The organism is Amycolatopsis sp. NPDC043887, from assembly GCF_056435665.1.
Window position 1 is genome coordinate 336,232 of the sequence record NZ_JBWKEB010000010.1, and the last position, 13,048, is coordinate 349,279.

Here is a 13,048-nt window from a genome sequence, read left to right on the forward strand (position 1 = left end):
GCCACTCACGACCACCTGGACCTAGGGCTTGAGCAGCGCCGGGCTGCCCGTGACCTCGACTAAGCCCGACCCGGTCTCCGGCCGCGTCCGTCCAGGAGTTCCACCGTGCCTGGGGCGGACAGGCGCGCGGTGCCGGCGGGCGCCCACGCGATCCGGAACTCCTCGCCGTCCCGCTCGAACCGGCATCGCCGACGGCGGTCCGCCTGGCCCGCGCCGTCGACCATTCTGTCCAAAGTGGACCATTCCGGCCTGCCACGCCGCGGTTCCAGGTTCTGCCAGCGGGTTCCCGAATCCCAGCCGGACGGCCCCGGCGCCGAACGACGGCATCAGCCCGGTCTCGCTGTTCGCGGTCACCCCGAAGAACTCTTTGCCCACCGGGGCCGGGAGGTCCGTCCACATCGGGGCGTGGACCGTCCGCGCGACCGGTTCCGCCGCGGGCACGGCGCTCGCCCCGACCAGGGTGACCATGACGAGCGAGGCCACCAGCGGCCACCATCCGATCCGGTGCCGCGCCCTGGGCTCCGGCACCGGATCGGGCACGGGAGGCGCGGACGCGACATCTCCCCTTGCCGCGTCCGCGCGTTCCCACAACCGGAAGAGCGCCGACAGTTCGTCGCGCCCCGCATCGCAGGCTGTCGCGATCCGTTCCAGCGGCCCGAAAGCGGCCGGGACGCTGGCACCGCTGCAGTAGCGGTGAACGGTCGAACGGCTCAGATGTGCCTTGACGCCGATCCGTTCGTAGCTGTGGCCGCTACGCCGTTTCAGCTCTTCGAGCAGTTCCGCCAAGGCCCGGCCGTGTCCTCCCCCTGCCATGGATCCCTCCCCGCGTGGTGCCTACTAAGCGTCACCGATGGACCCAGCGACGGGACACACCTTTTCGTCCCAGCGAAAAAATCCCCGGCGTGAGACCTCCCGATGTCGTCCCACGCGCCGGTGTCTCCGCAGGTCGGCGCCGGGTTTCCGTCCCACCCTCCCGGATTGGGCCGAATGGCTTGTCTCGGCATGTCCGGCACGTTTGAGTTACCGGCGGAGAAGAAAATGCCGTCTTGAGGGGGACTGGGCATGACTCTGCGCATGATCTTCGATCGGAAGGATCTCCAAGGGATCCGGATAGCCGAAGCACCCGACCCACTGTGGGAACTGGTCCTCGGTTCGCATCAGCTGAGGGAGGACCGCCCGTCGGCCTGGCGGCAGCAGGTCCGGCTGAACCTGCGCCAGAACGAAGAAGCGGCACGATCGCTGAAGACCTTGTTCACGCTGGTTCCACCGAAGGGGAACTTTCCCGACTTCCTGACCCCGCCCACCTCGGCGGGTTCCTTCGAAAGCGGGCTCGAGGCGGTGGCGTGCACGCCTCGCGGGCGGTTGCGCGCCGATCTCCGGACCGTGTTCACCGGCGCCGCGCCGCCCTGGGTGAAGCGGCTCGCCGACGGTGATCGCGAGGAGGTCAGCGGGGTCGTCGGCGCGCTGCGGGACGCGTACGGCTTGGTGATCGAGCCGTTCTGGCACAGCATGCGCGAGACCGTCGCCGCCGACCGGGCACGGCGGGTCCGCACGCTGGCCACCGAGGGGGCGGGGGCGATGATGCGCGGCATCCCCGGCGTCCGCGGCTGGGACGGCGAGGTGCTGGAGATCGCGTACCCACGGGAACGGACCGTCCATCTCGACGGCCGGGGGCTGACCTTGATCCCGAGCCGGTTCTGCGCGAACACGCCGGTCACGTTCATCGATCCGGCGCTGCCGCCGGTGCTGCTGTACCCGGCCAGGGTGACCGGCACCCACCCCGCGGACGTGTCCCCCGAACTGGTGGCGCTCCTCGGCCGGACCCGCGCCGAAAGCCTCGGCGCGCTGCGTGCCCCGCGCACGACCAGCAAGCTGGCCTCATGCCTCGGCACGTCGATCGGCACGGCCAGCAAACAGGCCGCCGTGCTGCGCGAGGCCGGGCTCGTCACCAGTGCCCGGCAGGGCAGCGCCATCCTGCACCACCTCACCCGGCTCGGCACGGCACTGCTCGCCGGGGAACTCCACGAAGGGACCGCTCCATGAAATCGGTACTCGCCGCCGTCGCCCTGATCGTGGGCACGGCCGCCCCAGCCGCCGCGGCGACGGACTTCCCGGTGCTGCAGATGAACCTGTGCCGGAGCGGGGTCGCGAACTGCTTCGACCAGGGCGGGACGAACCCGATGGCGAAGGCGGCGAGCACGATCGTCGCGGTGAACCCTGCCGTCGTGACCTTGAACGAGGCCTGCTCGTCGGAAACGACGAAGCTGGCCGCCGACGTCAAGGCGCGGTCCGGCCGGGCGTACACGGTCGTGTGGCAGCCCGTCGGCAAGAAGGAGAACGGCCGGACGTCACCGTATCCGTGCACGTCAGGGCGTGGCGAGTACGGCATCGCGGTGCTGGCCAGGCAAGACCTCGGCGCGGTGAAGGCGCGCGAAGGCGGCTACTACGGGCCTCAGGACGGCGGCGCGGAACAGCGCGCCTACCTGTGCGCGAAGTTCGGCACGGTCACCGCGTGCACGACGCATTTGTCGACAAAGCGACCCGCGGTCGAGCGGCAGTGCCAGGACCTGAAGGGCCTGCTGGCGAAGTACGGCACCGGCACCGTGTTCGGCGGTGACCTGAACCTGCGCTACCCGGGCGACCCCAGCGCGCAGGCGTGCGTCCCCGCGGGCTCGTTCCGGAAGGGCGACGGCGGCGTGCAGCACATCATCGCCGGTGGCGTCTTCGGCTTCGGAAGCTCCGGGAAGACGTCGATCCCCGGCACCGACCACCCGGCGTGGCGGGTCACCTTGACCCGCTGACCCCGCGTTTCGTCCTCTGGATGCGGTCGTTGCGCGTGCAAGGACCGCATCCAGAGGACTACTTGCGCTCGTCGAGCGGGCGGGCGTTGAGATGGTCGGCGAGCAGCTTCCGGGCGATCTCTTCCGGATCCTGCTCGGGCGGGAGCGGCGGAGGCGGCGGGGCGGGGCTCGCGTCCTCGTTGTAGAGGTCCTCGTCCTCCTCGACCGGCTCGGGCGGGAGCGGGATGTCCGGCTCGGAGGTCGTCACCTTCGGCCGCTGGGGCTCCGGCTTGGGCGCGGGCGGCGCAGGAGGGGCGGCGGGCGCTTCGACGGACCGGCGGGTGAAGGACCGCTCGGGCGCCGGTGGCTGCGGCGCGGCCTTGGGCGCGGCGGCCTGCCGGGCCTGTGCGGCGCCGTGGACGCAGCGCACCTGCCAGTCGCCGCCGAAGACCTCCTTGAACGCGGTCGCGACGCGCTCCGCGTTGTGCGGCTCGGAAAGCCGTCGGGCCAGCGGCTCGGCGCTGTGCGTGAGCGTGACGGCGTTGCCCTCGACACTCACCACGCTGGCCTGCGTGAGCATCGCTTCGGTGCTGCGGCCGCCCGGCACCTTGCGGATCGCGGCGAGCACCTGCGGCCAGCGGCCGCGGATCCCGTCCACGTCCGTCGCGCCATCGGAAGCCGCGGCGGGAGCGGGCGCGGCGGCCGGGGGCGGGGTGGGCCGATCGATGACCGGCTCGGGCCGCGCGGCGGGCCGTGGAGCGGGCTGCTGGGCGGCTTGGGGAGCCGGTGCGGCCTGCGGCTGCGCGGGTGCGGCGGCCCGTTGCGACGGCCGCTGGAACTCGCGCACGGGCTCACCCGCCGGAGCGACCGGAGCGGACTGGGCCACCGGAGCGGCTTGAGCGGCCGGCGACGGAGCGGCGGCGACGGCCGCCGGAGCCGAAGCGGCACGGCGTTCGAGCCGTTCGAGCCGGGCGAGCAACGCGTCGGTGCCCTCGGCGACCGACGGCAGCAGCATCCGCGCCGTGAGCAACTCCAGGACCAGCCTCGGCGAGGTCGCGCCCCGCATCTCCAAAAGTCCATTGTGGACGATGTCGGCGTAGCGCGAGAGCGTGGCGGGCTCCAGTTTGCCCGCCTGCTCCTTCATCTTCTTGAGTTCGTCGTCCGGCGCGGCGACGAGTCCGCGCTCACCCGCGTCGGGCACGGAACGCAGCATCACCAGGTCGCGCAGGCGGTCGAGCAGGTCGGTGGCGAACCGGCGCGGGTCGTGCCCGGCCTCGGCGAGCCGCTCGACGGTGCCGAACACCGCGGCGGCGTCGTCCGCGGCCAGCGCGTCGACCATGCCGTCGATGAGCGCGACGTCGGTGACGCCCAGCAGCGACACCGCGCGCGAGTAGTCGACGCCGTCCGGCCCGGCCCCCGCCAGCAGCTGGTCCAGCACCGACTGCGTGTCCCGCGCCGAACCCCCGCCCGCGCGGATGACCAGCGGATACACCGCGGGCTCGACCTTCGCGCCCTCGGCGGCGACGTTGCGTTCCAGCAGCTCGCGCATGGAACTGGGCGGGATCAGCCGGAAGGGGTAGTGGTGCGTCCGCGACCGGATGGTGGGGAGCACCTTGTCCGGTTCGGTGGTCGCGAAGATGAAGATCAGGTGCTCCGGCGGCTCTTCCACGATCTTCAGCAGGGCGTTGAAGCCCTGCGTGGTGACCATGTGCGCCTCGTCGATGATGAAGACGCGATAGCGCGAGTCGGCCGGGGCGTAGAAGGCCCTGTCCCGCAGCTCGCGGGCGTCGTCGACGCCACCGTGGCTGGCTGCGTCGAGTTCGGTGACGTCGACACTGCCGGGGCCTTCGGGCGCGAGGTTGCGGCACGAGTTGCACTCGCCGCACGGATCCGGCGTCGGGCCCTTCGCGCAGTTCAGTGACCGCGCCATGATGCGGGCACTGGACGTCTTGCCGCAGCCGCGCGGGCCGGAGAAGAGGTAGGCGTGGTTGATGCGGCCGGCGGACAGCGCCGTGCGCAGCGGATCGGTCACATGCTCCTGCCCGACGACCTCGGCGAAGGTAGCCGGACGGTACTTTCGGTATAGAGCTAGAGCCACGGCCGCGAGACTACCGGGAAGGTCCGACGGTGAGACCAGCACCGACCCCAGGCACGTATCCGGTCCGCTTCGGCACCGCCGAACTGCTCCAGGACGCCGACCGCCCCGACGCCTGGCTGATCTCGGTCGACGGTGTGGCCCAGTCGCACGTCAATCTCGACGATCCCACGGATCTCGAGTTCGACTACATCCGCCGGATCGCCGACGTCGTCGACTGTCTCGGCGAAGGCCCGCTCGACGCGCTGCACGTCGGCGGGGCGGCCTGCACGCTGCCCCGCTACATCGCCGCGGCGCGGCCGCGGTCACGGCAACTGGTCTTCGACGCCGACGGTGAACTCGTCGCGCTCGTCCGCGAGCAACTGGGCCTGAAGGGGCTGAAGGTCCGTGTCGGCGACGGCCGCGAAGGCGTCTCCGGCAGGTACGACGCTTCGGCCGACCTGGTCATCGTGGACGCTTTCGAACGCGGAGTCCTGGCCGGTGGGCTCGCGACCGTCGAGTTCACGAGCGAGATCGCGCGGGTCCTCCGCCCGGCCGGGACCTACGTCGCCAACGTCTCCGACGGGCCGAACCTGCCGTTCCTCCGCCGGTTCCTGGCGACTGTGGCGAGTTCCTTCCCCCACCTGGCCCTGCTCGCGGAACCGGGCGTTCTCCGGGGCCGCCGGTTCGGGAACATCGTGGTCGCCGCTTCTCGCGTCGAACTCCCGGTCACGGACCTGACCCGCCGAGCCGCGTCGTCCGCCTACCCGGCTCGCTGCGTCGCGGGAGAAGACCTCCGGACGCTTCAGGGGACGGCCCGCCCCATCACGGATGCGGAGGCCCTACCGTCCCCAGTACCGCCGAAGGATGTGTTCGGGATCTTCTAGAACCCGCACGCGGTCACCCAAGCGACCAACCGTGGGGGTCCGGGGGCGAAGCCCCGCCGGGCGGGCCTGGGGTCGCACCCCAAAAAATAAGGCGGATCCCGCGCACCCGTCAGAGCTTGCTTATCCTTGCTGCCTTCCGGCCCTGGGGAGGTTCACAAGATGGACGCCGCGCGGGATCCGGGGTCCAGTGTAGCCACTCCCGTCCATGCATGGAGGACAGTGGGGGGTATGAGCACTCCGACCTGGGCAGATGTCCGCAAGGCCGCCGAGGCCGTCCACCCGTTCGTGCGACACACGCCGCTGCTGCGCGCCGAGGTCGACGGGCGGCCGCTGATCCTCAAGCTGGAGCATCTGCAGCGAAGCGGATCGTTCAAACTGCGGGGCGCGGTGAACGCGCTGGTGAGCGGGCCGTTGCCGGAGCGCGTGCTGACGGCTTCCGGCGGCAACCACGGACTGGGCGTGGCGACGGCGGCTTCGCTGCTGAATCTGCCTGCGACGGTGTACGTGCCGGAGTCGGCTCCGCAGGCGAAGACGGCTCGGATCGAGGCGACGGGCGCCAAGCTGATCCGTCACGGAGCGACGTACGCGGAGGCGGCCGCGAAGGCACTCGAAGCCGCCTCAGAGCCGGGTACGCGGTACCTGCACGCGTACGACGCTCCCACCGTCGTCGCCGGTCAGGGCACCGTGGCGGCCGAAGTGGTCCAGGACGCCCCGGACGTCGACGCGTTCCTGGTCGCGGTCGGCGGTGGCGGGCTGGTCGCGGGGATGTCGCTGGCCGGGGTGCCGACGTTCGCCGTCGAGCCGGAGCGATGCCGTGCGCTCAGCGCGGCGTTGGAGGCGGGCGAGCCCGTGGACGTGGAGATCGACTCGGTGGCCGCGTCCGCGCTGGGCGCGACCAGGATCGGGAGCGTCCCGTTCGCCGTGCTCCGCGAGCGGGTGACGTCCGTGCTGGTCAGCGACGCGGAACTGCTCGCCGCGCGGGACCGGCTGTGGGACGAGTTCCGCCTCGCCGTCGAACCGGCGGCCGCGGTCCCGTTCGCCGCGTGGCTGGCGGGGCGGACCGAGGGCGAGCTGCCCTGCGTCGTCCTGTGCGGTGCTAACAGTGACTGGACGCCCTGAGCACGACCCGGAACTCCGTCCGCCCCGGACGGCTGGCGACCCCGACCTGCCCGCCGTGCGCGGCGACGACGGCCGCGACGATGGCGAGGCCCAGACCCGTGCTGCCGGCGGCCCGCGATCGCGAGTCGTCGCCGCGGGCGAAACGTTCGAAGACCTCCGGGAGGATCTCCGGCGGGATCCCCGGTCCACCGTCGACAATGGACAGCGTCACGGTCGAGTCCACTATGGACAAAGCGGTGGCGACCTCTGTCCCCGCCGAGGTGTGCGTACGCGCGTTGCCGAGCAGGTTGATCACCACCTGGTGCAGCTGATCCGCGTCGCCGAGGACGATGATCGGCTCCGGCGGGACCTCCAGCAGCCATTTGTGCTCCGGCCCGGCGACGTGCGCGTCGGCGACGGCGTCCGCGACCAGCCGGGAGAGATCGACCGGCTGGTGCACCACCGGACGACCGGAATCGAGCCTGGCCAGCAGCAGCAGATCCTCGACCAGGCCGGTCATCCTGGTCGACTCCGACTCGACCCGGCCCATCGCGAACGCGATGTCCGGCGGCACCTCGGAGCCGGAGCGCCGGGTGAGTTCCGCGTAGCCGCGGATGGCCGCGAGCGGCGTCCGGAGTTCGTGGCTGGCGTCCGCGACGAACCGGCGCACCCGGCTTTCACTGGCCTGGCGGGCGGAAAGCGCGTTCGAGATGTGGCCGAGCATGCGATTGAGCGCGAAGCCGACCTTCCCGACCTCGGTCCGCGGATCGGTGTCCACTTCGGACACTCGCTCGGACAGGGCGACCTCGCCGCGGTCGAGCGGGAGCTCGGCGACCCTGGTCGCGGTGGCGGCCAGTCGATCGAGGGGTTTCATGGTGCGCCGCACGGTCACCGCGCCGAGCGCGCCCGCCAGCAGGACGCCGCCGACGGCGACCCCGCCGAAGATGAAACCCAGGTTCCACAAGGTGTCCGTGACGTCCTTTGTGGGCAGTCCGGTGATCGCGACACCGCCGTTGGACGACGGCTTGGCCACCACGCGGTACTCCCCGAGTGATCCGAGGTCCACGTCGGTGGGCTTGTCGGTGGGCGTCGACCGCAACAGGGCCGAGAGCTGGGCCGGGCCGATCGGGTCGTGGGGGAACGGGTCGGCGACCTTCGCGTCGTAGCTGGACCGCAGCACCGCCGCGACCACCCGCCCGTCCGGGAGGATGTTCACGAACAACGAACCGGTGCTCTGGCCGTACGCGCGCAGGCCTTCCGGCACCCGTTCCCCGCCAGGGCGCCCCGGCGGCGGCGGACGGCTGGCGCGTTCGCTGGTCTCGGCGATCCGCGCGTCGAGCTGGTCGATCAGGAAGTCCCGCAGCGCCAGTTCGGTCACCACGCCCACCACCAGGCAGACGAGCGCGAGCAGCCCCGCGACCTGCGCGATCAGCCGCCGCCGCAGGGACCAGGGCCGCCTACCCCGCGGGTTTGAGGACATACCCGGCGCCGCGCATCGTGTGGATCATCGGTTCCCTGTCGGCGTCGATCTTCTTGCGGAGGTAGGAAATGTACAGCTCGACGATATTGGCCTGGCCGCCGAAGTCGTAGCTCCAGACGCGGTCGAGGATCTGCGCCTTGGACAGCACGCGCTTGGGATTGCGCATGAGATAACGCAGCAGTTCGAACTCGGTCGCGGTCAGCGGCACCAGGTCGCCGCCGCGGTGCACTTCGCGGCTGTCCTCATCCAGGGTCAGGTCCCCGACGACCAACATCGATCCGCGCGGCCCGGCGACGCCGCCCGCGCGCCGGAGCAGCGCGCGCAGCCGCAACGCGACCTCCTCCAGGCTGAACGGTTTGGTGACGTAGTCGTCGCCGCCCGCGGTGAGCCCGGCGATCCGGTCCTCCACCGCGTCCTTCGCGGTCAGGAACAGCACCGGCAGGTTCGGCACCTCGGAACGCAGGCGCCGCAACACTTCCAGGCCGCTCATATCCGGCAGCATGACGTCCAGCACCACCGCGTCCGGCCGGAACTCCCGCGCGACGCGGACGGCCTCGGTGCCGTCGGCGGCGGTGCGGATGTCCCAGCCCTCCATGCGGAGCGCCATCGACACGAGTTCGGACAGGGTCGCCTCGTCGTCGACGACCAGCACCCGCACGGGGCTGCCGTCGGCACGGCGCAGGCCGGCCTTCGCGGAACCGGACGATGGGACGTTCACACTGGTCATGCTGCCATCCTGGGCGGCGGCGATGAGGCTTCTCTGTGTGCCGCCTGTGCGTTTCCTGTGAACGATCACCCTGCCGGGGCGGAATCACAGCGCGTGCCCACCGATGGCACAGCTCCCGCACAGCGACGGCGCCGAGCATGGCCGCAACCGACCACACGGAGGCGACCAGATGACCGAACCGACCCAACCCGCCGATTGGGGCGCGCCCGCCCCGGAAGGCGAGCACAAGAAGACCTGGTCGGGCCGCAAGACCGCGATCGCGGCCGGGGTGGCGGTGGTGATCGCCGTCGGCGGCGGAGCCGCGATCTGGGCCGGAACCGCCGCGAACGGCGCCGTCCAGGGCGGGATGATGGGCGGCCCCGACGGCGGCCGGGTGCTCATGGGCCCTGGCGGCGGTATGCCGCGCGACGCGCTGCACGGCGACTTCGTCGTCTCCGACGGCAAGGGCGGCTACAGCACCGAACGGATGCAGACCGGCGAGATCACCGAGATCAGCGCGACGTCCGTCAGCCTGACCAGCAAGGACGGCTACAAACAGGTCTACACGATCGACGCGTCGACGAAGAAGACCGGTGATCCCAAGACCGGCGAGACGGTGACGGTGAACGCCGCGGTCACCGGGAGCACCGCGACGGCGACGAGCATCGGCAAGCCCGCGCAGAACCAGCGCGGCGGGCCGCCCGGTCAGCGGCGCTACTGAGCCACGACGGCGAGCAACGCGGCGGCCGTTTCGGCGGGTTCCTGTCCGGAGGTGTCGAGGATGACGCGGTCGCCGCCGGCGCGCCGCATCCGCGCCGCCTCGGCGACCGCGCGGGCGGCCACCCGGTCCCGTACGCCGGGTGGCGCGCCGCGGAGTTCGTCGCCCGCCAGCAACGCGGACTCGCCCTCGGCCCGGCGCCGGACCCGCTCGGTGAGCGCCGGTCCGTCCGCGTCGAGGTGGACGACGGTGACCGCGTCGAAGACCCGCCGGTGCTCCGGGCGGAACTCCCTGGCCACGACTATCAGCTGCTTCGCTCCCGCGTCGCGATAGCCTCGCCAGACAGCCGACAAGAGCGCCGCTTCCAGAGCCGGATCCGGGCCTGGGTGCGCGAATCCGAGTTGCGCGAGATCGACGTACGCCACGGGCACATCGCGCTCCCACAGCTCCCGCAGCGCGCCGAACGCGGCCGTCGACTTGCCGGCCGCCGTCGGGCCGGTCACCACGGTCACCGGCCCGGGCTGCGGCGGTCCAGGTTCCGGCGGCCGGACACTTCCGGTGCCCACGGCACAGCGGTGGAACAACGCCTCGACGGTCTCCGCAGGTCGTTGCCCGGTCGTGTCCAGCTCCTCGCCGAAACCGGCGCGGTCGTAGGCGTCCGCCACCGCGAAGAGGTCGGGCAAGGCCGCGGCGGGTGAGCCACGACCGAGAAACCGGCTCCGGAGTTCGTCGCGATCACACGTCAGGCGGACGAGCGTGAGGTCGAGGTCGCGGCTCTCGATGTACGGCTTCGCCGGATCCACCACACCGGACACGACGAGTTGCGCGGCACCCCGCGCGCGCAGGATTTCCAGTACCCGCAGCAGGTTGGCCGCCTTGATCGCGTGCGCGGCGTCCCCGCCGCCGGGCGGCGGGCCGATCAGCCCGAGCTGGTCGATGTCGACGTACGCGACGTTGCCGCCGGCTTCCACGACCCGGCGGTACAAACCCCAGGCCGTGGTGGATTTCCCGGCACCTGGCGCGCCTGTCGTCCAGAGCACGGGCGTCTTCGCGGTCCCCATGGCTTTCGATCTTAGGAACCCTGTCCAGCGAAATAGGGCAGAGTTGAGCGCGTGCGGGACATCAGTGGTTCGCTGGCGAGACAGGCCTGGGCGGTCGCGGCCGTCTGCCTGGTCGCCGACGCCGGCCTGTTCCTCATCGCCGGACCGTCGCTCTCACTCGGCTGGCAGGCGTGGGTGGTGCTGCTGGGCGGAATCCTCGCGAACGTCGCGCTCGCCGGGCCTTCACGGTATTCCGGCTGGGTTTCGGCCGCGCACGGCGTGCTGCTCACCGCCGCACCGCTCCTGCTGTACCCGTACGACCGCTACCTGCAGGCCACCAACGCGGGCGTGCTGATCGCGGGTTACCGCGCGGGCGCTTGGCTTTCGGCCAAACCGGCGCTGGCCGCGCTGGCGGTGATGCTCGCCGGGCTCGTCGCCTGCAACCTCATCCCGGCCGACCGGGACGACCAGGACTGGCGGCTCCTGCTCATCGAAGTCGGTGTGAGCGGCCTGCTGCCGTGGATGGTCGGCCGCTACACGACCGCGCGGCGCGCGTACATCGCCGATCTCCAGCGCGCGGAGGAACAACGGCGACAACACGAAGCCGAAGCGGTCCGCCGTGCCGTCGCCGAGGAACGCACGACGATCGCCCGCGACCTGCACGACGTGATCTCCCACCATGTCAGCGCGATCGGCGTGCACGCGGGCGCCGCGCGGCTCGGGCTGCCGGAGGGCGAACCGGCCGTCCGGCGTTCGCTCTCGGCGGTCGAATCGTCGAGCCGGGCCGCGATGGCCGATCTGCGGCGTCTGCTGGATCTGTTGCACGGCAAGGAGAACGGTGACGCGCAACGGCAGCCGGGGCTGGACAACCTCGACGAGCTGCTCGACAACCTCCGCACCGCCGGGCTGCCGGCGCGGCTGACGAGCCACGGCGGGCCGAGGGAGCTCCCGGGTTCGGTGGACATCGCGTTGTACCGCATCGCGCAGGAGGCGCTGACGAACGCGCTCCGGCACGGCTCCGGCGGGATCGTCGAGATCGACCTCGCCTACCGGCAGACGGAGGTGATCCTCACGATCACGAACGAGATCGGCCACGCGAACGCGGCGGCCGAGTCGACGAAACGCGGGCTCGCCGGGATCCGGCAGCGGGTCGCGTTGTTCGGCGGACAGGCGGAATGCGGCCCGCTCGACGACGGCAGGGGCTGGCGGGTCCGCGTCGGTTTTCCTTTGGAGGCACAGTGATCCGGGTTCTGCTCGCCGACGACCACGCGATGTTCCGGTCCGGGATGCGCGCGGTGCTGGACACCCAGGCGGACTTCGAATGCGTCGGCGAGGCCGCCGACGGACGCGAGGCCGTCGCCCACGCCGCCGAGCTGCGCCCGGACGTCGCCGTGCTCGACGTCCGGATGCCCAAATTGGACGGTCTGGCCGCGACCGAGGCGATCATGTCCGCGCCGGGGAACGACACCCGCGTCCTCGTGCTGACGACCTACGACTCCGACGAGTACGTCTATCGCGCGCTTCGGGCCGGTGCGAGCGGGTTCCTGCTGAAGAGCCTCGCCCCCGAAGAGCTCGTCTCCGCCATGCGGGTGGCCGCGCGCGGCGACGCGCTGATCGACCCGACGGTGACCCGGCGGCTGGTCTCGACCTTCGCCACCAGCATCGAACCCGCGGCCGCCGAACCGGCGGAACTGGAACGGCTCACTTCCCGCGAACGCGAAGTCCTCCTCCTCGTCGCCGACGCCTCCAGCAACGCGGAGATCGCCGCGCATCTGCACGTGGGCGAAGAGACGGTGAAGACCCACGTCTCCCGGATCCTGGCGAAGCTCGGGCTGCGGGACAGGGTGCACGCCGTCGTCTACGCCTACCGGAACGGTCTCGTCGGCGGACGGTGATCGGTTCGCCGGACAGGGCTCCCGGTGCCAGAATCGCCGCAGGGCACGTCGAGGCGGGGAGCTGTGCATGAAACGCTGGGTCACGCTGACGGTCGGGCTGGTCTTCCTGCTGGTCGGCGGCGTCTGGGTGCTCCAGGGCGCCGGCGTGCTGACCGGCAGCTTCATGACCGGGCAGAAACTGTGGTTCCTGATCGGGCTCGTCGCGTTCCTGGTCGGGGTGGTGCTGCTGGCCGCCACCGCCCGCCGCACGCGCCGGGCACCCACTGACGACTAGCTGTAGTGACCTGAGAGGTTGGGAACGCGGCTGGCGGGTGGGTGGCCGCCGAGTGCGGTGTGGCCGCGGTGGTGATTGTAGGCGTGGAGCCATGGG

The 13,048-nt window shown here is 71.6% G+C and carries 13 protein-coding genes and 1 other RNA gene; 8 read left to right on the plus strand and 6 right to left on the minus strand.

Annotated features, from left to right (window positions below; genetic code table 11):
• Positions 1 to 21: 21 nt before the first annotated feature.
• On the minus strand, positions 22 to 813 hold the full coding sequence (locus AC069H_RS27335; RefSeq protein ID WP_478234264.1) for a helix-turn-helix domain-containing protein: 792 nt from the start codon (positions 811 to 813) through the stop codon (positions 22 to 24).
• 249 nt (positions 814 to 1,062) lie between these two features.
• Here AC069H_RS27335 and AC069H_RS27340 point away from each other — a divergent pair, with 249 nt between their 5' ends.
• Both AC069H_RS27340 and AC069H_RS27345 read left to right on the plus strand, forming a co-directional pair.
• Positions 1,063 to 2,043: an ArsR/SmtB family transcription factor gene (locus AC069H_RS27340; RefSeq protein WP_478234265.1), complete on the plus strand. Its 981-nt coding sequence runs from the start codon at positions 1,063 to 1,065 to the stop codon at positions 2,041 to 2,043.
• Positions 2,040 to 2,801, plus strand: a complete 762-nt coding sequence (locus AC069H_RS27345) for an endonuclease/exonuclease/phosphatase family protein (protein ID WP_478234266.1) — start codon at positions 2,040 to 2,042, stop codon at positions 2,799 to 2,801. The genes AC069H_RS27340 and AC069H_RS27345 overlap by 4 nt, the downstream gene beginning before the upstream one ends.
• A gap of 58 nt (positions 2,802 to 2,859) precedes the next feature.
• Here AC069H_RS27345 and AC069H_RS27350 read toward each other — a convergent pair whose 3' ends face one another.
• Complete coding sequence (locus tag AC069H_RS27350) at positions 2,860 to 4,878, minus strand: DNA polymerase III subunit gamma and tau (protein WP_478234267.1); 2,019 nt, start codon at positions 4,876 to 4,878, stop codon at positions 2,860 to 2,862.
• A gap of 29 nt (positions 4,879 to 4,907) precedes the next feature.
• Between AC069H_RS27350 and AC069H_RS27355 the strand changes: the two genes are divergently transcribed.
• Complete coding sequence (locus tag AC069H_RS27355) at positions 4,908 to 5,741, plus strand: spermidine synthase (protein ID WP_478234268.1); 834 nt, start codon at positions 4,908 to 4,910, stop codon at positions 5,739 to 5,741.
• 86 nt (positions 5,742 to 5,827) lie between these two features.
• Here the strand turns inward: AC069H_RS27355 and ffs are convergent.
• Positions 5,828 to 5,924, minus strand: an RNA gene (gene ffs / locus AC069H_RS27360) — signal recognition particle sRNA small type.
• 45 nt (positions 5,925 to 5,969) lie between these two features.
• On the opposite strand from ffs, the gene AC069H_RS27365 reads away from it, so the two are divergent.
• Entirely contained in the window at positions 5,970 to 6,860 is an 891-nt protein-coding gene (locus tag AC069H_RS27365) for a serine/threonine dehydratase (RefSeq protein ID WP_478234269.1), read from the plus strand.
• Here the strand turns inward: AC069H_RS27365 and AC069H_RS27370 are convergent.
• Both AC069H_RS27370 and AC069H_RS27375 read right to left on the minus strand, forming a co-directional pair.
• Positions 6,838 to 8,319 carry a sensor histidine kinase gene (locus AC069H_RS27370; RefSeq protein WP_478234270.1) on the minus strand — a complete coding sequence of 494 codons (1,482 nt, stop codon included), beginning with the start codon at positions 8,317 to 8,319 and terminating at the stop codon, positions 6,838 to 6,840. The genes AC069H_RS27365 and AC069H_RS27370 overlap by 23 nt on opposite strands.
• Complete coding sequence (locus AC069H_RS27375; protein ID WP_478224301.1) at positions 8,297 to 9,046, minus strand: response regulator transcription factor; 750 nt, start codon at positions 9,044 to 9,046, stop codon at positions 8,297 to 8,299. The genes AC069H_RS27370 and AC069H_RS27375 overlap by 23 nt, the downstream gene beginning before the upstream one ends.
• Before the next feature lie 169 nt (positions 9,047 to 9,215).
• Here AC069H_RS27375 and AC069H_RS27380 point away from each other — a divergent pair, with 169 nt between their 5' ends.
• Entirely contained in the window at positions 9,216 to 9,746 is a 531-nt protein-coding gene (locus AC069H_RS27380) for a hypothetical protein (protein WP_478234271.1), read from the plus strand.
• Here the strand turns inward: AC069H_RS27380 and AC069H_RS27385 are convergent.
• Positions 9,740 to 10,804, minus strand: coding sequence for an AAA family ATPase (locus tag AC069H_RS27385; RefSeq protein ID WP_478234272.1), 1,065 nt, complete (start codon positions 10,802 to 10,804; stop codon positions 9,740 to 9,742). The two genes, AC069H_RS27380 and AC069H_RS27385, sit on opposite strands and share 7 nt — an antisense overlap.
• Before the next feature lie 51 nt (positions 10,805 to 10,855).
• On the opposite strand from AC069H_RS27385, the gene AC069H_RS27390 reads away from it, so the two are divergent.
• The 3 genes from AC069H_RS27390 (at position 10,856) to AC069H_RS27400 (ending at position 12,952) form a co-directional block, all read left to right on the plus strand.
• On the plus strand, positions 10,856 to 12,025 hold the full coding sequence (locus AC069H_RS27390; protein WP_478234273.1) for a sensor histidine kinase: 1,170 nt from the start codon (positions 10,856 to 10,858) through the stop codon (positions 12,023 to 12,025).
• Positions 12,022 to 12,678 carry a response regulator gene (locus AC069H_RS27395; RefSeq protein WP_478224297.1) on the plus strand — a complete coding sequence of 219 codons (657 nt, stop codon included), beginning with the start codon at positions 12,022 to 12,024 and terminating at the stop codon, positions 12,676 to 12,678. Before AC069H_RS27390 ends, AC069H_RS27395 begins: the two co-directional genes overlap by 4 nt.
• Before the next feature lie 67 nt (positions 12,679 to 12,745).
• A complete protein-coding gene (locus tag AC069H_RS27400) occupies positions 12,746 to 12,952 on the plus strand; it encodes a hypothetical protein (protein ID WP_478234274.1) in 207 nt (68 codons plus the stop codon).
• The last annotated feature ends 96 nt before the right edge of the window (positions 12,953 to 13,048 follow it).